This is a genomic window from Janthinobacterium psychrotolerans (assembly GCF_001677885.1).
GTDB classification, from domain to species: domain Bacteria; phylum Pseudomonadota; class Gammaproteobacteria; order Burkholderiales; family Burkholderiaceae_D; genus Janthinobacterium; species Janthinobacterium psychrotolerans.
In genome coordinates, this window is sequence record NZ_LOCQ01000050.1 from 137,490 (window position 1) to 159,550 (window position 22,061).

General features: G+C 62.9%; 20 protein-coding genes and 1 pseudogene. 13 read left to right on the forward strand and 8 right to left on the reverse strand.

Features of this window, described 5'->3' with window-relative positions; translation table 11 throughout:
• Nucleotides 1-2 precede the first annotated feature (2 nt).
• On the reverse strand, nucleotides 3-1,331 hold the full coding sequence (gene aptA / locus ASR47_RS08815; RefSeq protein ID WP_082988824.1) for an omega-aminotransferase AptA: 1,329 nt from the start codon (nucleotides 1,329-1,331) through the stop codon (nucleotides 3-5).
• 199 nt (nucleotides 1,332-1,530) lie between these two features.
• Between aptA and ASR47_RS08820 the strand changes: the two genes are divergently transcribed.
• Nucleotides 1,531-3,012 carry an aminotransferase-like domain-containing protein gene (locus ASR47_RS08820; protein ID WP_065307396.1) on the forward strand — a complete coding sequence of 494 codons (1,482 nt, stop codon included), beginning with the start codon at nucleotides 1,531-1,533 and terminating at the stop codon, nucleotides 3,010-3,012.
• Nucleotides 3,013-3,023: 11 nt separating this feature from the next.
• A complete protein-coding gene (locus ASR47_RS08825; RefSeq protein ID WP_065307397.1) occupies nucleotides 3,024-3,719 on the forward strand; it encodes a TetR/AcrR family transcriptional regulator in 696 nt (231 codons plus the stop codon).
• A gap of 29 nt (nucleotides 3,720-3,748) precedes the next feature.
• On the opposite strand, the gene ASR47_RS08830 is transcribed toward ASR47_RS08825, so the two are convergent.
• On the reverse strand, nucleotides 3,749-4,708 hold the full coding sequence (locus tag ASR47_RS08830) for a collagen-binding domain-containing protein (RefSeq protein WP_065307398.1): 960 nt from the start codon (nucleotides 4,706-4,708) through the stop codon (nucleotides 3,749-3,751).
• 227 nt (nucleotides 4,709-4,935) lie between these two features.
• Here ASR47_RS08830 and ASR47_RS08835 point away from each other — a divergent pair, with 227 nt between their 5' ends.
• From ASR47_RS08835 to ASR47_RS08850, 4 genes are all read left to right on the forward strand, one after another.
• Nucleotides 4,936-5,439 (forward strand): hypothetical protein, encoded by a 504-nt coding sequence (locus ASR47_RS08835; protein ID WP_245714300.1) that lies wholly within the window; start codon nucleotides 4,936-4,938, stop codon nucleotides 5,437-5,439.
• 146 nt (nucleotides 5,440-5,585) lie between these two features.
• Nucleotides 5,586-5,852, forward strand: a complete 267-nt coding sequence (locus ASR47_RS08840; RefSeq protein ID WP_065307399.1) for a hypothetical protein — start codon at nucleotides 5,586-5,588, stop codon at nucleotides 5,850-5,852.
• A gap of 124 nt (nucleotides 5,853-5,976) precedes the next feature.
• Entirely contained in the window at nucleotides 5,977-6,399 is a 423-nt protein-coding gene (locus ASR47_RS08845; protein WP_065307400.1) for a VOC family protein, read from the forward strand.
• A gap of 11 nt (nucleotides 6,400-6,410) precedes the next feature.
• Complete coding sequence (locus ASR47_RS08850; protein WP_065307401.1) at nucleotides 6,411-7,571, forward strand: dipeptidase; 1,161 nt, start codon at nucleotides 6,411-6,413, stop codon at nucleotides 7,569-7,571.
• A gap of 11 nt (nucleotides 7,572-7,582) precedes the next feature.
• On the opposite strand, the gene ASR47_RS08855 is transcribed toward ASR47_RS08850, so the two are convergent.
• The 5 genes from ASR47_RS08855 to xapA all read right to left on the reverse strand — a co-directional run bounded on the left by ASR47_RS08855 (nucleotide 7,583) and on the right by xapA (nucleotide 12,773).
• Nucleotides 7,583-8,794 (reverse strand): nucleoside deaminase, encoded by a 1,212-nt coding sequence (locus tag ASR47_RS08855; RefSeq protein WP_065307402.1) that lies wholly within the window; start codon nucleotides 8,792-8,794, stop codon nucleotides 7,583-7,585.
• Nucleotides 8,795-8,801: 7 nt separating this feature from the next.
• A complete protein-coding gene (locus tag ASR47_RS08860) occupies nucleotides 8,802-9,245 on the reverse strand; it encodes a cytidine deaminase (protein WP_281218433.1) in 444 nt (147 codons plus the stop codon).
• Entirely contained in the window at nucleotides 9,226-10,548 is a 1,323-nt protein-coding gene (deoA, locus tag ASR47_RS08865; RefSeq protein WP_065307404.1) for a thymidine phosphorylase, read from the reverse strand. Before deoA ends, ASR47_RS08860 begins: the two co-directional genes overlap by 20 nt.
• Nucleotides 10,549-10,642: 94 nt before the next feature.
• The gene (locus ASR47_RS08870; RefSeq protein ID WP_065307405.1) at nucleotides 10,643-11,836 is read right to left on the reverse strand and encodes a phosphopentomutase; all 1,194 of its coding nucleotides are present in this window, start codon (nucleotides 11,834-11,836) and stop codon (nucleotides 10,643-10,645) included.
• A gap of 97 nt (nucleotides 11,837-11,933) precedes the next feature.
• The gene (xapA, locus tag ASR47_RS08875) at nucleotides 11,934-12,773 is read right to left on the reverse strand and encodes a xanthosine phosphorylase (protein ID WP_065307406.1); all 840 of its coding nucleotides are present in this window, start codon (nucleotides 12,771-12,773) and stop codon (nucleotides 11,934-11,936) included.
• Nucleotides 12,774-13,071: 298 nt separating this feature from the next.
• On the opposite strand from xapA, the gene ASR47_RS08880 reads away from it, so the two are divergent.
• The 7 genes from ASR47_RS08880 (at nucleotide 13,072) to ASR47_RS08910 (ending at nucleotide 21,070) form a co-directional block, all read left to right on the forward strand.
• On the forward strand, nucleotides 13,072-14,205 hold the full coding sequence (locus ASR47_RS08880; RefSeq protein ID WP_065307407.1) for a carbohydrate kinase: 1,134 nt from the start codon (nucleotides 13,072-13,074) through the stop codon (nucleotides 14,203-14,205).
• A 21-nt stretch (nucleotides 14,206-14,226) separates the two neighbouring features.
• On the forward strand, nucleotides 14,227-15,147 hold the full coding sequence (locus ASR47_RS08885) for a pseudouridine-5'-phosphate glycosidase (RefSeq protein ID WP_065307436.1): 921 nt from the start codon (nucleotides 14,227-14,229) through the stop codon (nucleotides 15,145-15,147).
• Between the two features lie 81 nt (nucleotides 15,148-15,228).
• The gene (locus tag ASR47_RS08890) at nucleotides 15,229-16,131 is read left to right on the forward strand and encodes a LysR family transcriptional regulator (RefSeq protein WP_065307408.1); all 903 of its coding nucleotides are present in this window, start codon (nucleotides 15,229-15,231) and stop codon (nucleotides 16,129-16,131) included.
• Between the two features lie 282 nt (nucleotides 16,132-16,413).
• Nucleotides 16,414-17,409 carry a BMP family lipoprotein gene (locus ASR47_RS08895; protein WP_065307409.1) on the forward strand — a complete coding sequence of 332 codons (996 nt, stop codon included), beginning with the start codon at nucleotides 16,414-16,416 and terminating at the stop codon, nucleotides 17,407-17,409.
• A gap of 79 nt (nucleotides 17,410-17,488) precedes the next feature.
• A complete protein-coding gene (locus tag ASR47_RS08900; protein WP_065307410.1) occupies nucleotides 17,489-19,018 on the forward strand; it encodes an ABC transporter ATP-binding protein in 1,530 nt (509 codons plus the stop codon).
• On the forward strand, nucleotides 19,015-20,094 hold the full coding sequence (locus tag ASR47_RS08905; RefSeq protein ID WP_065307411.1) for an ABC transporter permease: 1,080 nt from the start codon (nucleotides 19,015-19,017) through the stop codon (nucleotides 20,092-20,094). The genes ASR47_RS08900 and ASR47_RS08905 overlap by 4 nt, the downstream gene beginning before the upstream one ends.
• Nucleotides 20,095-20,098: 4 nt before the next feature.
• On the forward strand, nucleotides 20,099-21,070 hold the full coding sequence (locus ASR47_RS08910; RefSeq protein WP_065307412.1) for an ABC transporter permease: 972 nt from the start codon (nucleotides 20,099-20,101) through the stop codon (nucleotides 21,068-21,070).
• 415 nt (nucleotides 21,071-21,485) lie between these two features.
• Here the strand turns inward: ASR47_RS08910 and ASR47_RS27865 are convergent.
• A pseudogene (locus ASR47_RS27865) lies at nucleotides 21,486-22,061 on the reverse strand (NUDIX domain-containing protein); the annotation flags it as partial.

The window sequence follows — 22,061 nt, forward strand, 5'->3', positions numbered from 1 at the left end:
TCCTAGTCGAGATGTTTGAGGACAGTGGCCAGCTTGCCGAACAGCTCGTCGATATGCTGTTTCTCCAGCACCAGCGGCGGCGACAGGGCGATGATGTCGCCGGTGGTGCGTATCAGTACGCCGTCGGCAAAGGCCTGCTTGAAGGCGCCAAAGGCGCGCGTGCCGGGCTTGCCGGCGATGGGGTCGAGCTCGATGCCGGCGATCAGGCCGATGCTGCGCAGGTCGATCACGTGCGGCAGCCCCTTCAAGGAGTGGACCGCATCTTCCCAGTACGCCTGCATGCTTTTTGCGTGGCCGAGGATGTCCTGTTCCTCGAACACCTGCAAGGTCGCCAGCGAGGCGGCGCAGGCCAGCGGATGCCCGGAATAGGTGTAGCCGTGGAACAGTTCGATGCCGGGTGGCGCGTCCATGAAGGCGTCGTGGATATGTTTTTTGCTGAACACGGCGCCCATCGGCACCATGCCGTTGGTCAGGCCCTTGGCGGTGGTCATCAGGTCCGGTTCAACCTCGTAATAGTCGGCCGCGAACGGCGTCGTCATGCGGCCAAAGCCGGTGATCACTTCGTCGAAAATCAGGAGGATGCCATGTTTGGTGCACAGTTCGCGCAGGCGCTTCAGATAACCCTTGGGCGGAATCAGCACGCCGGTGGAGCCGGCCACCGGTTCGACGATGACGGCGGCAATGGTGGACGCGTCATGCAGGGCGACGATGCGTTCGAGTTCATCGGCCAGGTGGGTGCCGTATTCGGGTTCGCCCCGTGTGTAGGCGTTTTTTTCCAGGTTGTGGGTGTGCGGCAGATGGTCGACGCCGGGCAGCATGGGGCCGAAGGTCTTGCGGTTGCCGGCGATGCCGCCCACCGAGATGCCGCCGAAGCCCACGCCGTGATAGCCGCGCTCGCGGCCGATCAGGCGCGTGCGGCCGCCCTCGCCGCGCGCCTTGTGATAGGCCAGCGCAATTTTCAGCGCCGTGTCGACCGCTTCGGAACCGGAGTTGGTGTAGAAGACGTGACCGAATTTATGGCCCGTGTAGTCCATCAGTTTTTCGGCCAGTTCAAACGCGGCCGGATGGCCCATCTGGAAGGTGGGCGCGAAGTCGAGCTGGCCCACCATGTCGCGGATGGCGCCGACGATCTTCGGCTGCGCATGGCCGCAAGGCACGCACCACAGGCCGGCCGTGCCGTCGAGAATGCTGTTGCCGTCGACATCCTTGTAATGCATGCCTTCGGCCGACACCAGCAGGCGCGGATTGGCCTTGAAGTCGCGGTTATTGGTAAATGGCATCCAGAATGCCGACATCGATTCCGGCCTTGCAGTGTGGCTGAACTCGCTCATGAATTTCTCCCAGGAATGCTGACATGCCGTCAAACATTGTTTTTGACGGTGCGTAAAATTATTTACCAGTTGGCAAAAAGCTGATGTAATAATAGGCAGGCCATCACCGATAAGCACAGATACACAAACGGCAAAAAACCCCAACCGTACAGGTCATAAAACCACTACAGTTTTGTGCAGGCAGCATAAGGAGCCACCGTTGAAGCACAACGCAAGCGAAGACGCGAACGAGGCGCAGGACACTGCGCCGGAAGCGGGCAGCGGCTGGCCGGTGCTGGAAATCGGCCGCCACAAGAAAGGCGGGCTGGTCGAGCAGATCGTGATCGCCATCAGCGTGATGGTGGGCAGCCGCGCGCTGCGCATCGGCACGCGCATGCCGTCGGTACGGCAGTTTGCCAAATGCAATGGCGTCTCGACCTTCACGGTGGTCGAATCGTATGACCGGCTGGTCAACCTGGGGCTGCTGTCGTCGCGGCGCGGCTCCGGCTATTTTGTCGCGCGCCACGATGTGGCCGAAGCGCCGCCAGCGGCGGCCCACGCCAGCGCCAGCCCGAGCGCCATCGACGCCCTCACGCCCGACCTGTATTCGGGCGTGTCCGACGCGCTGCCGGTGGGCGCCGGCTGGCTGCCGCCCGAAATGTATGGCGAAGCGACCATCCTCGACGCCGTGCGCCAGGCCATGCGCATCCCGGCCAGCCGCCTGCGCGGCTATGGCCATCCGCTCGGTTTTGCCTCGCTGCGCCAGCATCTGGCCACTACCCTGTCCGACGAGCTGTTCCAGGTCGAGCCCGACCAGGTGCTGCTCACCCACGGCGCCACCCATGGCTTTGATTTGATCCTTCGCAGCCTGACCAAGCCGGGCGACACGGTGCTGGTGGAAGACCCCGGCTACAGCAATCTGCACTCGCTGATACGCCACCACGGCTGCATCCCGGTCGGCATTGCGCGCGGCGAAGCGGGGCTCGACCTCGATGCGCTGGCGGAAGTCGCCGCACGCACGCAGCCGAAGATCATGTTCGTCAACACGGTGCTGCAAAACCCGCTCGGCACCTCGCTGACCCAGGCGCAGGCGCACCGGCTGCTGGCGCTGGCCGAGCAGTTCGATTTCTGGCTGGTGGAAGACGATATCTACCGCGAACTGGCCGCACGGGGCGAGGCGTCGCTGGCGGCCATGGACGGCTTGCGCCGCGTGATCCGCGTCGGCAGTTTTTCCAAGACCCTGTCGCCGGTGCTGCGCGTGGGCTCGATCTGCGCCTCGCCCTCGCTGGTGGCCGAACTGGTGCGCGTGAAAATGCTGGCCGGCCTGACCACCTCTGAAATCAACGAACGCGCCGTGCTGCATGCGGTGTCGGCAAGGCCCTACAGGCGCATGATCGAACGCCTGGTGGCGCAGCTCGACGCCGGGCGCGAGCGCAGCATCGACTGCCTGGCGCAGGCCGGCATGGCGCCGGTGGCGCGTCCGCGCGGCGGCATGTTCGTCAGCGCCGGCTGGCCCGACGTGCAAACGCGGCAATGGAACGGCAAGCTGGTGGCCGACCAGGCGCTGAGGGCCGGCATCCTGCTGTCGCCGAACGAGTTTTTCATGCTGCGCGCGCCGGAAACCGTGTGGTTCCGCTTCAACGTCGCCTACACCGATCACCCGCTGCTGCAGGCATTCCTGCAATCGATACGTCCACGCTGAAAGGCATGCTCATGGCCAGCGAGAAATCCCCCGTCCTGCCGCTGAAAAGCGCCAGCGGACGGCGCATGCAGAACCGCGACCGGCTCGAAAGCGATATCCTGCGGCAGGCCGTGCGCGTGTTCGCCGACAGCGGCTACGAAGGCGCCTCGATCGCCACCATCGCCGAACGGGCCGGGCTGTCGAAGCAGAACCTGATGTACTACTTTCCCACCAAGCAGCAGCTGTACCAGCGCGTGCTCGACGATGTGCTCGACGACTGGCTGGCGCGCATGGACCTGCTGGCCCATCCCGATGACGAACCGCGCGACGTGCTGCGCGCGTATATCAGCGCCAAGCTGCGCTTTTCGCGCGAGCAGCCGTGGGCCTCGCGCGTCTATGCGCTGGAGGTGATCAATGGCGCGCCGCTGTACGGCGAGCAGATACGGGCAAGAGTGGTGCCGCTGCTGCGCAAGGATATCGCCGTGTTCGAGCAGTGGATAGACGCCGGCAAGATCGCGCCCGTCAACGCCACCCACCTGATGTTTACCATCTGGGCCATGACGCAGTCGTATGCTGATTTTTCGGCGCAGATGGCGCTGGTGCTCGAGCGCAAGCAGCTGCTGCGCCGCGACTTCGACGAGGCCGAACAGCTGATCACGCAGATGGTGCTGGCGGCCGTGGCCATGCCGGCGACAGTGAACTCGACCGGCGAAAAAAAACCGCCCTGAGGGCGGTTTGCAAAGCAGGCGGCGCAGGCTTACGCTGCGGCCTTGTTCTTGCGGCGGCGCGCGGTGAAGCCGACCAGGCCCAGGCCGGCCAGCAGCATGGCCCAGGTGCCTGGCTCCGGCACCGGCGAGACGGCGGCCGCGAAACCGGCCACGCCAGTGGCGGCAAACGCTTTGCTATTGTCCAGCGTCAGGTTGGCGTTCCAGTCGCCAGCGACCACGGTACCGCGGATATTGCCGCTCGAGCCGCCGATTACTGCGTTCGGCGCCAGCACGCTGCCGAGCACGTCGATGCTGCTGAAGTTCACGCTGGTGGCGTCGACAAAGTTGAACAGCACGTTGTAGCCATTGAGGGCATACATGCCCATGTTGCCCCAGTTGGCATTGCCGGTCAGATTGAAGATCACGGTCTTGGTCACGCTGCTGTCGAGCGTGGACTGCAGGTTGTTGATCATGCCGAAATCGCTGGATTTCATATTGAATACCTCCACCGATTTGGCGCCGCCAGCGCCACTCGACAGCGTTACCGCCCGTGGCGCCCATTGATCGGGCGTGGCTTTGCCAGTCGCAGCCAGGGCGCCGATGGCGCTGGAGGTGGCGCTGACATTGCTCGAGGTGGTGGCAAACGACATTGCGGGCGCTGCCGATGGCGGCGTCGCGGCCACATTGGTATTGCCGGCAATGGTGGTGATGCCGCCAGCGTAATAGCCGCCAGCCAGAGAGGCATTGGAGTAGCTGAAATTGCCACCGGCGATCACGGAGTAATTGCCGTAGGCGCCACTGCCGATTCTGAACGAACTGGCGGAAATATCACGCGCCGCCGCAATACCACCGGCAAAGCTGTTGTCTTTTCCAATGATGATATTGCTCAGTGAGTAAAGGTTCGCCTTGCCCACCAGGCCGGTCAGGTCGAGCACGTCAGCCTGGGCGGCGCCAGCGGCCATTGCAGTGGACAAGATCAGCAGCGCTGGCACTTTCGACAGGGTTTTCATTTTATTTCCAAAATTAACATTAACTTACCTACAGGATATCATATTTACGTCTTTTTACCTGTCTCAAAAATAGATTAGCTGTACTAAATAAACAACAATTATTTTCTACTGTGCAACTATTTCACGGCATGGGACAGTAACGCCGCTGTTCGCTGCCTTCAATGAAATTCCCAAGGAACAATATTCCAGTGATAGCATGGCGCGCTCGATATAGACAGAGGACAGCAATGAAACAGTTACCATCGCTGCGCCAGGCAGCCTGCGCAGTCTTGCTCGCCATGGCCGCGGCGTCGGCCGCGCAAGCGCAGAGCGCAGGCCTGATAGAGAACCAGCCCTTGAGCGAAACCTGGCTCAACGCGGGCTTTTACTCCTACCATTTCCAGCGCGACAAGAACCTGAACGACGGCAATCCGGGCCTGGGCGCCGAATACCGTTTTTCCACCGTGGCGTCGGCCACGGCGGGCCGCTTCTACAATAGCGACCGCGCCTATTCGAATTACCTCGGCGTGTATTACCAGCCCTTCCATGTCGGCCCGGTGCGCGTGGGCGCCGTCATTGGCGGCTTCAATGGCTACCCGAAAATGCGCGACGGCGGCTGGTTCCCGGCCCTGATACCCACCGTCAGCTATGAATACCAGCGTGTCGGCGTCAATATCGCCATCGTGCCGTCGTACAAGGACCGCCTGTATGGCGCCCTGAGCTTCCAGCTGAAACTGAAGGTCTTCGAATAGCGTCTATCCTGTCCTGCCGTCGTTCATGCCGGCGATTCTGCCATTCGTCGCAGGCTTGATGCTTGTCAGTAAAGCGATGGCTATAGTGCATTCATCGCCAGGCCAGCAGCAGGCCACCGGCAATCGACAACGACAGGAGAAACAGCATGAAAAACATCAATTCGGCACCGGGCAACGCAAACTTCGACAGTTTCTGGCAAGGCCTGTGCGGCCTGGTGCGCCAGGGCGTCGACGCGCTGGGCGCCATGTCCTGGCCGATGCTGCTGGCCTGCGCCATCGGCCTGGCGCTGTTCATCACCATCCTGCCGCTGGTGCTGACCCTGTTCCTGATCTTCCTGCTGGTCAAATGGGCCAATAACAGTGGCGGCTTCGGCTGGGAGAAAAAAACGACGCAGCAGCAACCGCCACAATAAGATGCAAAGGAATCATTCTTGCCGGGGTAACAAGGGTAGCTTATAGTGGCAGGCGCAGCGGCATGGAACGCCGCGCGCCATCCATGATCGAAGCTACTCCATCCCCCGTTACAGGAGTGTTCCCATGAGCATCACCGCAAAGGCCACCAAGGCCACCACCATCCCCTGCCTGCGCTACCACGATGCGCCGGCCGCGATTGCCTGGCTGTGCCAGGCGCTGGGCTTTGAAAAACAGCTGGTCGTGCCCGACAACGACGGCGGCATCGCCCACGCCCAGCTCAGCTTCGGCAATGGCATGATCATGCTCGGCTCCGTCACCGACAGCGAATACGGCCGCCTGATGCGCCAGCCGCGCGAGCTCGACGGCGCCAATACGCAAAGCTGCTACCTGGTGGTCGAGAACGCCGACAGCATCTACCGGCGCGCGGTTGAGGCCGGCGCCGAGATCGTGCTCGACATCAAGGATGAAGAATACGGCGGGCGTGGCTTTACCTGCCGCGATCCCGAGGGCCATGTCTGGACCCTGGGCACTTACGACCCGTGGTGAAACGGAGAACCATGATCATCAGCATTTCCGCCGCCGGCCTGCTGCTGGCCGGTGGTTTCCTGGCCACTCCCGCGCTGGTCGACCAGCAAATCAACCAGGTCTATCGCGTCACCGCCCCGGCGCCAACAAAGCAGGCGCTGGCCCTGCACCGCAGCCTGTGGATCGCCGACCTGCATGCCGACAGCCTGCTGTGGCAGCGCGACCTGAACCAGGCCGGCGGACGCGGCCATGTGGACTTTCCGCGCCTGGCGCAGGGCAATGTGGCGCTGCAGGCGTTTTCGGTGGTGACCAAAACGCCGCGCAAGATGAATATCGACCGCAACGACGGCGACAGCGACAACATCACCGCGCTGGTGATGGCGCAGGGCTTGCCGCCGGCCACCTGGAACAGCCTGCTGGCACGCGCGCTGTACCAGGCCAGGGAACTGCACCAGCTGGCCGACGCCAGCCAGGGCAGCATGCGCGTGATCGGCAGCCGCGCCCAGCTGCGCAGCTTTATTGCCGCGCGCCAGAATGATCCGCGCCTGATGGCCGGCTGGCTGACCCTGGAAGGCGCGCACGCGCTCGAAGGCAAGCTCGACAATCTTGACAGCCTGTACCGCGCCGGCTACCGCATGGCCGCACCGACGCATTTTTTCGATACCGAATTGTCCGGCTCGCAGCACGGCAAGCTCAAGGGCGGCTTGACGCCACTGGGCCGCGACTGGCTGCGCGCCATGGAACAGCGCAAGATGATCGTCGACCTGGCCCATGCGTCCGGCCCCACCATCGACGAGGTGCTGACCCTGGCGAAACGCCCGGTGATGGTGTCGCACACGGGCGTGCGCGGCACCTGCGCCAACGGGCGCAACCTCAGCGACGCGCAGTTGAAACGCATCGCCGGGCAAGGCGGGCTGGTGGGGATCGGTTTCTGGAACACGGCCGTCTGCGGCAAGGACGTAAAAGCCATCGCGCGCGCCATCAAGCATGCGGTGGCGGTGATGGGCGTGGAGCATGTGGCCTACGGCTCGGACTTCGACGGCGCCGTGACCACCGCCATCGATGCGGCCGGCCTGCCGCGCTTGACGCAGGCGCTGCTGGACGCGGGCCTGTCGCCGGCGCAGATACGCCGCATCGCCGGCGAAAACGTGCGTGACTTTTTACTGAAAAATCTGCCGGACGAGGATGCCTGACCGAGCGGCGCTCAAGCGAGCGCCGCGATCAGGGCGGCATCGGCCACCTGGCGTGGCTCGATTTTGATCAGCTTGCTGTACAGCGGCGGCAGCGCCTGGCACAGCGCCAGCAGTGCATCTTGCGCCATGCCAGGGCGCACATACTGGAACTGCGCCGGATTGTTCTCCGGCAGCGCGCCTTCCATGGTCGAACCATAGGCGCCCAGGGTCATGAAGCTGGCGGCGCTGCCGTCCAGCCCGCCGGACAACACGAACGTGCCGTGCTTGGGGTGGCCCAGGTAGCGCTTGATGGTTTCCTGCTGCGCGCTGTCTTTTCCCATCATCAATGCATGGCGCAGCTGCGCATACTGGCGCGTGCATTCCATGAACGGCGTGCGGATAAGCGATTGCGACTGCTGGCCCGGCAGGCACAGCAGCAAGTTGCCGAAGGAATCGAGCAAGGCGGCGGCCTCGCCCGCGCCGCCATTGCGGCGATCCTGTTCCATCGCCGCGCGTAGAAAGGGCGCCAGGCCGGCATCGGGAACATGGGGCGCGCAGCGGTAGGTCAAGGCATCGGGATAGCGCTGGCGCAAGGCGCGCACCAGCGCATGATCGTGCGGCAAGCTGGCCGGATCGCACAGCGGACCGGCATCACCGTCATGCAGCAGCTGCATCACCTGCGAGGCCATCGATTCGAACACCAGGGTGCACAGCGCCTGCGTCGCCTCGTTGATGCTCTTGCCGATAAAAAAGGATTTCGGTCGCGCACCCGATGCGGCGCGCGCATACGGCGTGGCGCCGCGCACGGCGGGATAGCAAAAGCGGCTGGCCGCCTGGGCGCGCAGCGGCGCCGGCAAGGCCGTGAAACTGGCGTGATTGTCGTAATTGATGCCCGCATTGCCATCGGGCGCGGCCACCACCACATGAAAGCCGGCCGCCAGGATGGCGCCCGTGCACATGCAGCAGGGGTCGAGCGAGGTGACGATGGTGAGTTCCTGCGGCGGCGGCAAGGCGGCGCCGGCCGATACCTGCGCAAAATACCAGTCGACCAGCTGGCGCTCGCCATGCGCGGTGGGGTCCGCCACCAGGCCGCCCTGCACCACCTTGTTGTGCATCGACTGCAGCACATTGCCGGCGCCATCGAGCAGCACCCCGCCGACGCCGAAGGTGCCCTCGGTCTTGGCCGCCAGCGCTTCGGCCGCGGCGATCGCCACGGCGGCCTGGATGTCGATGGTCTTGTTCAACTTGCGCTTATTTCATGTCCAGGTCGGAGCTGCCGAAACCATGCGGCAGCAGCCAGCCGGCCGTCACTTCCATGATGTCATTGTTCAGGTTGGTCAGCACCACCGGCAGGTCGGCGCCGCCCAGTTCGAACATCACCTGGCGGCAGGCGCCGCACGGCGAAATCGGCTGGGCCGTGTCGCCGGTGACGGCCAGTTTGGCAAAATCGCCCGGCTTGCAGCCCGCCGCGATGGCGCTGAAAAACGCCGTGCGCTCGGCGCAGTTGCACAGGCCATAAGCGGCATTTTCCACGTTACAGCCACGAAACACGCGGCCATCCTTGCACAGCAGCGCCGCGCCCACCCTGAAACGCGAATATGGCGCGTACGCCAGTTCACGGCCGGCGTTGGCTTCGGCGATCAGTTCTTCGTTGTTCATTGTTTCCTTATGATTGTTACGGACGAATGGTACGATAAATCACCGGCTTGGGCGTCAGGGCCAGCGCACTGATTTCATACGCCGCCTGGATTTCCTTGACGGCCTGCCGCGCCGCCGCTTCCGTGCGCGCGTGCACCATGGCCAGCGGCTGGCCGGCGGCAACCTGCTCGCCCAGGCCGACCAGTTCGCTCAAGCCGACGGCAAAGTCGATCGCGTCGGTCGGACGGCGGCGGCCACCACCCAGGGACACCACGGCCAGGCCGATGCTGCGGCAATCGCGCACATGGGCAAAGCCTGCCGACAGGGCCGGCGCCGGCACCACGAAGGGCGCGCGCTCCAGGTGCAGGTCCGGATTTTCGAGCAGGTCCGCCGGGCCGCCCAGGGCCGACACCATGCGCGCGAAGCGCTCGGCCGCCGCGCCCGAAGCGAGTACCGCTTCAAGCCGGGCGCGCGCCTCTTCGTCGGTGGCGGCCAGGCCGCCCAGCACCAGCATTTCGGCGCACAGCGCCAGCGTCACTTCATGCAGGCGCGCCGGGCGCGAGCGGCCCGTCAGGTAATCCATGGCGCCACGCACTTCCAGCGCATTGCCGGCGTACGGCGCCAGCGATTCGTTCATGTCCGTCAAAATGGCGGACGTTTGCATGCCGGCGCCATTGCCGACGGCGACGATGCTCTCGGCCAGCTCCACCGATTTGTCGTAGGTCGGCATAAAGGCGCCAGTGCCCACTTTCACGTCCATCACCAGCGCATCGAGGCCGGCCGACAGTTTTTTCGACAGAATCGAGCCGGTGATCATGGCCACCGATTCCACCGTGGCGGTGACGTCGCGAATGCTGTAGAAGCGCTTGTCGGCCGGCGCCAGCTGCGCCGTCTGGCCGATGATGGCCACGCCGACCTCCTGCACCACCTTGCGGAACAGTTCGTTGTCCGGCACGGTGCAGTAGCCGGGAATGGCGTCGAATTTGTCGAGCGTGCCGCCGGTGTGCCCCAGGCCACGGCCCGAGATCATCGGCACGAAGCCGCCGCAAGCGGCGATCATCGGCCCCAGCAGCAAGGACACCACGTCGCCGACGCCGCCGGTCGAATGCTTGTCGACCACGGGGCCGGGCAGGTTCAGCGAGCGCCAGTCCAGCACCTGGCCCGAATCGCGCATGGCCAGGGTAAACGCCACGCGCTCGTCCATGTTCATGTCATTGAAGAACACCGCCATGCCCAGCGCGGCCACCTGGCCTTCGCTGACGCTGCCATCGGTAATGCCGCGCACGAAAAACTCGATTTCCTCGGCGCTCAGCACGCCCTTGTCGCGCTTCTTGCGGATGATTTCCTGGGTTAAAAACATTGAGTGACTCCCGTGGTATTTTATTTTTTCTGATGCGTCAGGGGTGGTGTCGGATTACGCCTTCGGCTAATCCGACCTACCCGGCCTTCACGATTTACAGCACATTGACGCCATTGGCCAGCGGCGCCACGCCCAGGTGATGGGCCAGGGTCTGGCCGATATCGGAGAAGCTCTCGGAAATGCCGAGCGCGCGCGGCGCCACGCCAGGGCCGAAGAAGATCATCGGGATATGTTCGCGCGTATGGTCGGAACCATGCCAGGTCGGGTCGCAGCCATGGTCGGCGGTGATCACCACCAGGTCGCCCGGTTTGAGCTTGGCCATGAATTCCGGCAGGCGCGCGTCCATTTCGCGCAGCGCGTCGGCATAGCCTTCGGTATTGCGGCGGTGGCCGTAGGCCTGGTCGAAGTCGACGAAGTTCACGAACGTCAGCGACTTGTCGCCCACTTCATCGGCGGTTTTGAGCAGCGCGTCGAACAGCGCCATATTGTCGACGCCCTTGACCACGCGCGAAATGCCCTGGGTGGCGAAAATATCGCTGATCTTGCCCAGTCCAACCACTTCGCCGCCGGCGTTTTTCACGTGGTCGAGCAAGGTTGGCGCGGGTGGCGGGACGGCGTAGTCGTGGCGGTTGCTGGTGCGCGTGTAGCTGCCGTTGCTGCCGGTAAACGGGCGCGCGATCACGCGGCCGATATTGTACGGCTCGACCAGTTTGAAGGCCATTTCGCACACGTCGTAAAGGCGTTCGAGACCGAACGATGCTTCGTGCGCGGCGATCTGCATCACCGAGTCGCCCGAGGTGTAGATGATCAGCTTGCCAGTGGCGACATGTTCGTCGCCATGCTTGTTGATGATGTCGGTGCCGGACGCGTGGCAGTCGCCGAGGAAGCCGGGCACGCCCGAGATGGCCTTCAATTTGTCGGTCAGGTCTTGCGGGAACGACGGCGTGGTGCGGGGGAAATATCCCCAGTCGAATTCGACCGGCACGCCGGCGATTTCCCAGTGACCGCTTTGCGTGTCCTTGCCGGTCGAGCGTTCGCGCGCGGCGCCGTAGGCGCCGGTGAAACCGTCGCGCTGCTCGAAGCCGGTGGCCCATTCGCCGCTGGCCAGGTGGGCGGCGGCGCCCAGGCCCAGGCGCTCCATGGTCGGCAGTGTCAAGGTCTTGCCGCTTTTGGCGACAGTGCTGGCAATATGGCCAAAGGTATTGGCGCCTGCATCGCCGTACTTGGCGGCGTCCGGCGTCGCGCCAAGGCCGAAGGAATCAAGCAGGAGGATAAATGCACGTGACATGATAAGGCTCGCTGTAGAGGTAATGCGGATAGTGTAGGCCGGATCGTCCGGCCTCGCCGCGCAGGCGTTGTCCACGCGTGCGCGGCGCTGGGGATGCTTAAGCTTGTGGTGTGGCGGCAACGTTGGCCAGGAAGGCCAGGATCAGCTTGACCAGGTCTTTGGCGCCGATGGCCGCGTATTTCAGGGTCTGCTCGTGCGACAGGGCGAATGGCGACATGCCTTCGGCCAGGTTGGTGATCACCGACACGCCCACCACTTTCAGGTCGCAATGGCGGGCCGACACCACTTCCGGCACCACCGACATGCCGACCGTATCGGCGCCCAGGCGGGCCATCATGCGGATCTCGGCGGCCGTCTCGAAGTTCGGGCCAGGGTAGGCCACGAATACGCCTTCGTGCAGGGTGATGCCGTTGGCGGCGGCCGTGTCCTTGACTTGCTGGCGCAGTTCGGCGTCATAGGCATTGGCCATGCTGAAGAAGCGCGGGCCGAAGCGGTCGTCGTTCGGGCCGACCATCGGCGTGCCTGGCAGCAGGTTGATATGGTCGGTGATGGCCACCAGGCTGCCGGCGTCCACTTCAGGGCGCAGGGAACCGGCCGCATTGGTGACGAACAGCATTTCGCAGCCCAGCAGCTTCAGGGTGCGGATGGCGCTGGTCATCACGCCCATGCCGTAGCCTTCGTAGAAATGGCCGCGGCCTTTCATGCATACCACCGCCACGCCCGACAGGGTGCCAACCACCAGCTCGCCGGCATGGCCGTGCACGGTGCTGATCGGGAAGCCCGGCAGTTCGTCAAAGCTGATGCTGACGGCGTCGGTCATCTGTTCGGCCAACACGCCCAGGCCGGAACCGAGGATCATCGCCACGCGCGGCTTGAAATTTTCAGGGGCGCGGGCGCGGATGATTTCGGCGGCGTGGAAAGGGGCGTTGTTCGACATGATGTTCCTCGTGGTTGATGAGTTGGTATGCGGATCGGTGTGGATCTTTTGCTTGCATCCTGCAGCGCGTTGTACGGGCGGTCTGTGCAGGACGATCGAATGCGGTTGGGCGCTATCAGGCGCCACTATGCATCAAGCACAATATGTATGGCAAATACCATTTTTCTTGCGCATTTATACAAAAGATATATAAATGGCCGGCATTATAAAGCAGCAGGCCCTGCCCTGTCAGCGATGCCGATTGACATCGAACAGACAAAAGTTTAACCTTGCAAACAATTGTTAAAACAGGCCTGCCGTGAACGACCTTTCCAAAAAAGACCAGCTGTACGCGCTGATACGCAGCAATCCGTTTATTTCGCAGCAGGAACTGGCGAGCGAGCTGGGCTTGTCGCGCTCGGCTGTGGCCGGTCATATCGCCGGCCTGATCCGCGAACGCCGGCTGCTGGGCCGCGCCTATGTGCTGCCCGACAGCCGGCCCGTGCTGTGCCTGGGCGCCGCCAACCTGGATCGCAAGATGCGCACCCTGGCCACCTTGCAGATGGGCACATCCAACCCCGTGCGTTCGACCGAAGTATTCGGTGGTGTCGGCCGCAATATCGCCGAAAACCTGGCCCGCCTGGGCTTGCCGGTGGCGCTGCTGACGGCGCTGGGCGACGACGCGGCCGGCCATGCCTTGCAAACCCATGCGGAAGACGCCGGCATCGACCTGCGCGGCAGCCTGCACCTGGCCAATACCGGCAGCGGCACCTATACCGCCGTGCTCGATGAACACGGCGAAATGCTGCTGGCGATGGCCGACATGCAGCTGTATGAACAGCTGACCCCGGCCTTTCTGCACAGCCGCCAGCCACAGCGCGCGCAGGCGGCGCTGACCGTCTGCGACCTGAACCTCGGCCTTGCGAGCGTCGCCTTTTTGCTCGACGAAGCCAGAGCGGCCGAGCATAACGCCGCACCGCTGGTGATCGTGGCGGTGTCGCAACCGAAGATGGCGCACCTGCCGCAAGACCTGACGGGTTTGCAGCTGCTGATACTGAACCGTGGCGAACTGGAAACCCGCGTCGCGCGCGCCTTGCCGAACGACGAGGAACTGCACGGCGCCTGCCGCGAAGTGCTGCGCCAGGGCGTGCGCCAGCTGATCGTCACCCTGGGCGCCAACGGCGTGCTGTTTGGCGAAAGTGGCGCAGTGGACGCGGCCATGACCCACCTGCCCGCCCTGGCCGTCGACGCGGTCGACGTCACCGGCGCCGGCGACGCTTTTTCGGCCGCCGTCTGCTGGTCGCTGTATCACGACAGCCAACACCTGGCGCTGGCCTGCCGGCGCGGCCTGACACTGGCCGCCATGACCCTGGCGTCCAGCGCCACCGTCTCACCCTTGATTTCCGCCAGCGTCCTCAGCGATGTTGAAGATGCTCCACTCCCCCTTTCCTGACTGGAAAAATTCATGACCCAACTGCACCCTTCCCTGTTGTTCTCGCAAGAAGTGCTGGACGCGCGCGCGGCCGGCAAGGCCATCGTGGCGCTGGAGTCCACCATTATTTCGCACGGCATGCCGTATCCGCAAAACGTGGAAATGGCGCGCGAAGTGGAACAGATCATCCGTGACGGCGGCGCCGTGCCGGCCACCATCGCCATTATCGACGGCCGGATCTGCATCGGCCTGTCGCCCGAGCAGCTGGAGCTGCTGGCCACTTCGCCCGACGCCATGAAGGTCAGCCGCCGCGACCTGCCGTTCGTGCTGTCGCAGAAAAAACTTGGCGCCACCACGGTGGCCGCCACCATGATCTGCGCCGAGCTGGCCGGCATTGCCGTGTTCGTCACGGGCGGCATCGGCGGCGTGCACCGCGGCGCGGAAACCAGCTTCGATATTTCGGCCGACCTGCAGGAACTGGCGCAAACCTCGGTGGCGGTGGTGTGCGCCGGCGTGAAATCGATCCTCGATATCGGCCTGACCCTGGAATACCTGGAAACCCACGGGGTGCCGGTAATCAGCGTCGGCCAGGAAGGTTTTCCCGCCTTCTTTACGCGCGAAAGTGGCTTCAAGGCCGATTTCCGCCTCGACAGCGCGGCCGAACAAGCGGCATTCATCGACACCAAATGGCAGCTCGGTTTGAAGGGCGGCGTGGTGGTCAGCAATCCGGTGCCGGCCGCGCAGGCGATGCCGAAGGAAGAGATCGACGCCATTACCACGCAAGCGCTGCGGGAAGCGGACGCCGGCGGCGTGAAAGGCAAGCAGGTCACGCCATTTTTGCTGTCGCGCATCAAGCAACTGACGGACGGGCGCAGCCTGGCGACCAATATTGCGCTGGTCAAGCACAACGCCCAGGTCGGCGCTCAGCTTGCCATTGCCATGCAGGGGCTTGCCGCACGATAATAGGACTGCTGTAAAGAAGCGCGCGGGCGCTGACCGGCCCGCGCGTTGTTCCCTCCAGGCACCACGCACGGCAAGGAAAGCATGTCCATCGATCTGAAACAGTTAAAGTATTTTCTCGCCGTCGCCGAGGAGAAAAGCTTCAGCCGCGCGGCCGAGCGCCTGCATATCTCGCAGCCGCCCCTGAGCCAGCAGATCATGAAACTGGAAACCGAACTGGGCGTGCGCCTGTTTGCACGTACCACCCGCACCTTCGAGCTGACGGTGGCGGGCAAGGCGCTGATGCACGAGGCGGCCGACTTGCTGGGCAAGATGCGCATGACCATCGACACCATCCGCCAGATCGACCGTGGCGAAGTGGGCCGCTTGCGGGTCGGCATCGTCGGCTCGGCCATGTGGGGCCCGATTCCCAGCCTGCTGGAACAATTCCAGTCGAAATTTCCCCGTGTCACCTGGACCATCCATGAACTGGGGCCCACGGTGCAGTACGAAGCGCTGCGCAGCAAGCAGATCGATGTGGGCTTCTGGCGCGAACCCAAGCTCAACGACGATGACCTGCGCCACGACAATCTGCGCCAGGAACTGTGCTTCCGCGAAAATGTCTGCGTGGCCGTCAACGAACACCACCGGCTGGCCAGGCAGGCGTCGATCGAACTGACCGATATCGCCGACGAACCGATGCTGACCCTGGCGCTCGACAAATCGGCCTTTCCCCGCTACCTGGTGCAATGCTGCGTCAATGCCGGCTTCGAGCCGATGATATTCCAGGAAGCCAACGAGCCGCAAACCCTGCTGGCCATGGTCGGCGTGGGCCTGGGGGTGACCCTGGTGCCGGAAACGACCAGCCGCATCGGCTGGCCCGGCGTGGTGTTCCTGCCCATCAAGACCAATCCGCCGTCGGCCAATCTGTATATCAGTTACACCACGCTCGACGACGCACCGGTGGTGCGCGCGTTTTTGAATATCCTCAATCCGCCAGCAGCCTGATACCACCTGATTTATATGCGTTACATATAAATCCCTAAACAAAAACGTATTTGCCATACATATCAGCCATGATGCATAGTGGTTCGAACGCCCAAGGCGAACTGTTGCATGCGCATCACACTGGCGACCGCAAAACGGCGGCAACAGCAATATTCTTCCGCGTTACGGTGCAATGTTGATAAGGAACCATCGATTCATGCAGGCGTAACAGGCTAAACCGGCCCCAAATTTTCTGTTTGCCCTATAAAAAATATACAATATCGATCTTCCAGGAGCCAATTCATGAAACTTACACAACTTAGTTTGACGATCGCAGCCGCATTTCTGGCTGCTCAAGCGTCCGCGGCAAACCCAAAACTGGGTGTCGTGTATGACGCGGGCGGCAAGTTCGACAAGTCGTTCAACCAATCCGCTTTCGAAGGCGCCGAGCGCTTCAAGAAAGACACCGGCATCTCCTTTATCGAAGTACAGGCTTCCAGCGATACGCAAGCCGAGCAAGTCATGCGCGGCCTGGCCCGCAAGAAACTCGACATGATCGCCGCCATCGGCTTTGCCCAGACGCAAGCCGTACAAAAGGTCGCCAAGGAATTTCCCAACGTGAAATTCGTGCTGATCGACGGCCAGGCCACCGGCGCCAACGTCAACTCGGTGGTGTTCAAGGAAGAAGAAGGCTCCTACCTGGTCGGCGTGGCCGCTGCCATGGCCAGCAAGAGCAAGAAACTCGGTTTTATCGGCGGCATCGACATTCCGCTGATCCGCAACTTTGCCTGCGGTTACGCGCAAGGCATCAAGGCCGTCAATCCGAAAGCGGAACTGACGCAAAACATGGTTGGCACCACCTCGGGCGCCTGGAATGACCCGGCCAAGGGCGGTGAACTGGCCCGTTCGCAATTCGAGCGCGGCGTCGACGTGGTGTTCGCGGTCGCCGGCGGCAGCGGCATGGGCACTTTGCAAATGGCCAAGGAAAAAGGCAAGCTGGCCATCGGCGTCGATTCGAACCAGAACCATCTGTACCCGGGCACCATGCTGACCTCGATGGTCAAGCGCGTCGACAACACGGTGTATGACAGCTTCATGCAAGTGAAAAACGGCACCTGGAAAGGCGGCGTCAGCTATAAAGGCCTGAAAGAAGGCGGCGTCGATTGGGCGCTCGACGCCAACAACCGCAAGCTGATCACGCCGGAAATCGAGAAGCGTGTATTGGGTGCGCGCAAGGACATTATCGATGGCAAGATCAAAGTGATCGATTACCGCGTCGGCAGCAGCTGCCCGGTTTAACTTCCTCCGTATTGCTGAACGCGCCGCCCGGGTTTTCCCCGCGCGGCGCGTTTCCATGAAACTATCCAGTTATGAGCCTATGCAGCCAGCAGTAGAATTTCGCAGCATTTCCAAGCATTTTGGACATGTGAAGGCGAACACCGACGTCAGTTTCTCCATCGCCAAGGGCAGCATCCATGGCCTGGTGGGCGAAAACGGCGCCGGCAAATCGACCTTGATGAGCATCCTGTACGGGTATTACCGTGCCGACGGCGGAGAAATCCTGCTCGACGGAAAAGTGCAGCCTATCCGCAACAGCCAGGAAGCCATCGCACTGGGCATCGGCATGGTGCACCAGCACTTCATGCTGGTCGAGAACTTCACCGTGCTCGACAATATCATGCTCGGCACCGAAGGCGGTTTCCGCCTGGCCAGCCACCGCGCCGAAGCCGAAGCGAAGCTGCGCGAGATCTGCACGCGCTACCGCCTCGACGTCGACCCGCTGGCGAAAATCGAGGATCTGTCGGTCGGCGCCCAGCAGCGCGTGGAGATCCTCAAGCAGATTTACCGCAGCGCCAATATCCTGATCCTCGACGAGCCGACGGCCGTGCTGACGGCCCAGGAAACGGCCTCGCTGTTCGAGATCCTGCGCCTGTTCAAGGAGCAAGGCAAGACCATCATCCTGATCACGCACAAGCTGCAGGAGATCCTGGAAATCACCGACAACGTCACCGTCATGCGCGGCGGCACGGTGGTGGGCGCGGTGGCCACGGCCGGCACCTCGAAGGAAGAGCTGGCCAACATGATGGTGGGCCGCCCCATCCAGAGCCACCTGCCGCGCGCGCCCTACAATCCGGGCGCCACCGTGCTGGAAGTGGACGGCCTGCAGCTGGCCGACGAGCAGCAGGTGAAGTTGTTGGCCGACATAGGTTTTACCTTGCGCGCCGGGGAGATCGTGGCCATTGCCGGCGTGTCGGGCAACGGCCAGAGCGAGCTGCTGGAAATTCTGTCGGGCATGCGCCTGCCGACCTCGGGCAAGCTGCGCTTCCAGGACAAGGACCTGCCTTTCGGCAAGCGCCACGACGCCGACGGCCTGCCGCTGGTGTTTCGCGATCTTGGCATTGCCCATATCCCGGAAGACCGCTTGCGCGATGGCGTGGTGAAAAATTTCTCGGTGATGCACAACACCATCCTCGGCTACCAGGATCATTTGAAAAACCGCTGGGGCCTGTTCAACTTCAAGGCCATCGGCGCGCGCTGCGCCGAATTGCTCAAGACGTTTGACGTGCGTCCGGCCAACCCGGAGCTGCGCATCGGCCTCTTGTCCGGCGGTAACCAGCAGAAGGTGGTGATCGCGCGCGAAGTGCTGGCCAAGCCGAAACTGATGCTGGTCGGGCAACCGACGCGCGGCGTCGATATCGGCACCATCGAAAGCATCCATACGCAATTGCTGGCCCTGCGCGACGCGGGCGTGGCGATCCTGCTGGTGTCGGTCGAACTGGAAGAAGTGCGGGCGCTGGCCGACCGCATTCTGGTCATGTGCGGCGGACGCATCACCGGCGAACTGAAAATTGAAGAATTCGATACCACCCGCATCGGCCTGCTGATGGGGGGAATGCACAAATCATGAATAACGACTTGCCACGCTGGGCGACAGCCTTTGTCATGCCCATGTTAAACCTGCTGTCGGCCTTGCTGGTCGCAGCCCTGGTGATCTATCTGCTCGGCGAAGACCCGGGCGAATCGCTGGGCATCCTGATCAACAGCGCCATCCTCAATCCGGAAGGCCTGAGCTACACCTTGTTCTACGCCAGCACCTTCATTTTCACGGGGCTGTCCGTGTCGGTGGCGATGCAGGCCGGCCTGTTCAATATCGGCAGCGAAGGCCAGATGTATATCGGCGGCCTGGGCCTGACGGTGGCCATGCTGGCGTTTGACCAGACCCTGCCCGCCTGGCTCCTGATTCCGGCCGCCATGCTCGGTGCCGCCCTGTTCGGCGCGCTGTGGGGCTTTTTGCCCGGCTACCTGCAAGCCAAACGCGGCAGCCATATCGTGGTCACCACCATCATGTTCAACTTTATCGCCGCCAGCCTGATGAACTTCGTGATCGTGAAATACCTGATCCCGCCGGGCGAACAGAACACCGCCAGCCGCGTGTTTGCCGAAAGCGGCGAAATGCCGCGTTTGTCGACCTGGTTCCCGGCCCTGGGCGACACGCCGCTGAACATCAGCTTTATTCTGGCCATCCTCGCGCTGGCGATTTATGGCGTGATGGTGTGGCGTTCGTCGTGGGGCTTCAAGCTGCGCGCCACCGGCCTGAACAAGCACGCGGCCCACTATGCGGGCGTGTCGATCAGCAAGATGATCATCATCGTCATGTTGATTTCCGGCGCGCTGGCGGGCCTCGGTTCCGTCAACTCCATCATGGGCTCGACCCATTACCTGTCGCTCAATTTCGTTGGCGGCGCCGGCTTTATCGGCATCGCGATCGCGCTGATGGGCCGCCAGCATCCGGTCGGCATCTTTTTGTCGTCGGTGCTGTTCGGCGCGCTGATACAGGGCGGTTTTGATCTGTCGCTGGAAAAACCGAATATCCCGACCGAGACCTTTATCTTTATCCAGGGCCTGATCATCCTGTTCTGCGGCGCGATGGAAAACTTCTACGCACCGGCCATTTCCGCCCTGCTCAAGCGCACCAAAGGCTGACACCATGACACTCGACGACTTTCATTTCGCCAGCATCCTGGTCTCGACCGTGCGCAATGCGCCGGTGCTGATCTTTGCCGCCATGGCCGGCCTGTTCGCCGAACGCAGCGGCATGATCGATATCGGCCTGGAAGGCAAGATCCTGGCCAGCGCCTTCGCGTCCGCCGCCGTCGCCTACACCACGCAGAACCCGTATTACGGCATGGCCGCCGGCATGCTGGTGTGCGTCGCGCTGGCCCTGCTGCAGGCCTATGTGAGCATCACGCAAAAGGGCAACCAGCTGGTGGCCGGCATGGCCATCAATATCGCCATGAGCGGGCTGACCTTTGTGCTGGCGCAGTTCTTCTTCCAGCAAGGCGGCCGCACGCCGGACCTCGGCAGCGCGCGATTGTTCGACGTGGTGCTGCCCGGCACCCAGTACGTGGAACATATTCCGTTCATCGGCTGGGTCTACGCTCACCTGATCGGCGGCCATTCCATCCTGGTCTACGTGGCTTTCCTGTTGATCCCGCTGGTGCACTGGCTGCTGTACCACACACGCTTCGGCCTGCGCCTGCGCGCCTGTGGCGAAAACCCGCACGCGGCCGATTCGGCAGGCGTGAGCGTGGAAGCGACGCGCTATATGGCCATGCTGGTGGCCGGCATCCTGTGCTCGTTCTCCGGTGCGTATCTCGCCATCGTGCAAAGCGGTTTCTTCCTGCGCGACATGTCGGCCGGCGCCGGCTACCTGGCGCTGACCGCCATGGTGTTTGGCAACTGGCGCCCGGTCTACACCTTCCTCGGCTGCCTGATGTTCGGCTTCTTCGGCGCGATCCAGATCCAGATCGAAGGCGTTGATCTGCCGGTGGTGGGCCGCATTCCGGGCTCGCTGATCCAGATGGTGCCGTACGTGGTGACGGTGATCGTGCTGGCCGGCCTGATGGCCAAGTCGGTGGCGCCGAAAGCGATCGGCATTCCCTTCGTCAAATCGCGCTGATCTTCAGCCTGCGCCAATAAAAAAGCGAAGCCCGCGGGCTTCGCTTTTTTTATGCCGTTGGAATCTCTTCCAGCGAAAACCAGATCGGCAGCCCCAGCCCACGCGCCACCGCCACCATGCGGTCGGCGCCGGAAGAATCGCCACCGATGCGCAGCACCCCATCGCAATGGGCCAGCAGGCGTTCGCAATGCGTATGAAACAGTTGCTCGTACACCGCATCGCCCACTTGCCTGGAACCGGCCAGCGCCAGCATCGGCAGGGCCAGCCATTCCCCCAGCACCGGCATATGGCCGGCCGCATACAGCGGCAGGCACTGCGCTTCCATCGCCGCCACATTGGCCGCCATCTTGACGGGATCGTCGCCGGTGCCCGAACGGTAAGGGCCGGCGACCAGGATCTGCAGGCTTTTTTGGGCCGGCATCAGATGCAGCTGGGCGTGCTGCAGCAGCATGATGGTCTTGCCGTCGCAGATGCGCCCGTCGGCCACCATGCGCAGGGCCACGTCCAGCGGCAGTTCCAGCACCTCGATATCCTCGCCTTCCTGCGCCAGCCCACCGCCGCCGTTCAGCCGGCTCGATGCCTCATATTCGGCGGCAAAGAAATGCAGGCGCTCGGTAACGGAACCGGGGCTCATGAAGGCGTCGAACACCTTGTGCACCTGGCCAACACGGTAGCCGGTTTCTTCTTCTACTTCGGCGCGGATGCGCTGTTCAGGACTGGCTTGCTCCAGGAGGCCGGCCGCCGCCTCGATCAGGAAACCGTCATGGCCTTCGCGATAGGTGGGAAAGCGGAACTGGCGCACCAGGATCACCGTGCGTTTTGCGCGGTTGTACAGCAGGATGGTGGCGCCATCGCCACGGTCATAGGTTTCGCGCGTCTGCGTCTGCCACTGGCCGTCGCCGCGCAGATAGTCAAACGTGGTTTTCTGTAGCAGATACCAGTCATGCGACAGGGTCGTGATATCCCGGATGCGTACTCTTTCTTCGTTCAT

What these genes read in the sequence shown, in the direction of transcription:
- aptA (WP_082988824.1), bottom strand. Translation starts at nt 1,331, where the DNA reads ATGAGCGAGTTCAGCCACACTGCAAGGCCGGAATCGATGTCGGCATTC.
- ASR47_RS08850 (WP_065307401.1), top strand. Translation starts at nt 6,411, where the DNA reads ATGATCATCAGCATTTCCGCCGCCGGCCTGCTGCTGGCCGGTGGTTTC.
- ASR47_RS08890 (WP_065307408.1), top strand. Translation starts at nt 15,229, where the DNA reads ATGTCCATCGATCTGAAACAGTTAAAGTATTTTCTCGCCGTCGCCGAG.
- ASR47_RS08900 (WP_065307410.1), top strand. Translation starts at nt 17,489, where the DNA reads ATGCAGCCAGCAGTAGAATTTCGCAGCATTTCCAAGCATTTTGGACAT.
- ASR47_RS08845 (WP_065307400.1), top strand. Translation starts at nt 5,977, where the DNA reads ATGAGCATCACCGCAAAGGCCACCAAGGCCACCACCATCCCCTGCCTG.
- ASR47_RS08835 (WP_245714300.1), top strand. Translation starts at nt 4,936, where the DNA reads ATGAAACAGTTACCATCGCTGCGCCAGGCAGCCTGCGCAGTCTTGCTC.
- ASR47_RS08840 (WP_065307399.1), top strand. Translation starts at nt 5,586, where the DNA reads ATGAAAAACATCAATTCGGCACCGGGCAACGCAAACTTCGACAGTTTC.
- ASR47_RS08870 (WP_065307405.1), bottom strand. Translation starts at nt 11,836, where the DNA reads ATGTCACGTGCATTTATCCTCCTGCTTGATTCCTTCGGCCTTGGCGCG.
- ASR47_RS08895 (WP_065307409.1), top strand. Translation starts at nt 16,414, where the DNA reads ATGAAACTTACACAACTTAGTTTGACGATCGCAGCCGCATTTCTGGCT.
- ASR47_RS08905 (WP_065307411.1), top strand. Translation starts at nt 19,015, where the DNA reads ATGAATAACGACTTGCCACGCTGGGCGACAGCCTTTGTCATGCCCATG.
- ASR47_RS08825 (WP_065307397.1), top strand. Translation starts at nt 3,024, where the DNA reads ATGGCCAGCGAGAAATCCCCCGTCCTGCCGCTGAAAAGCGCCAGCGGA.
- ASR47_RS08910 (WP_065307412.1), top strand. Translation starts at nt 20,099, where the DNA reads ATGACACTCGACGACTTTCATTTCGCCAGCATCCTGGTCTCGACCGTG.
- xapA (WP_065307406.1), bottom strand. Translation starts at nt 12,773, where the DNA reads ATGTCGAACAACGCCCCTTTCCACGCCGCCGAAATCATCCGCGCCCGC.
- deoA (WP_065307404.1), bottom strand. Translation starts at nt 10,548, where the DNA reads ATGTTTTTAACCCAGGAAATCATCCGCAAGAAGCGCGACAAGGGCGTG.
- ASR47_RS08830 (WP_065307398.1), bottom strand. Translation starts at nt 4,708, where the DNA reads ATGAAAACCCTGTCGAAAGTGCCAGCGCTGCTGATCTTGTCCACTGCA.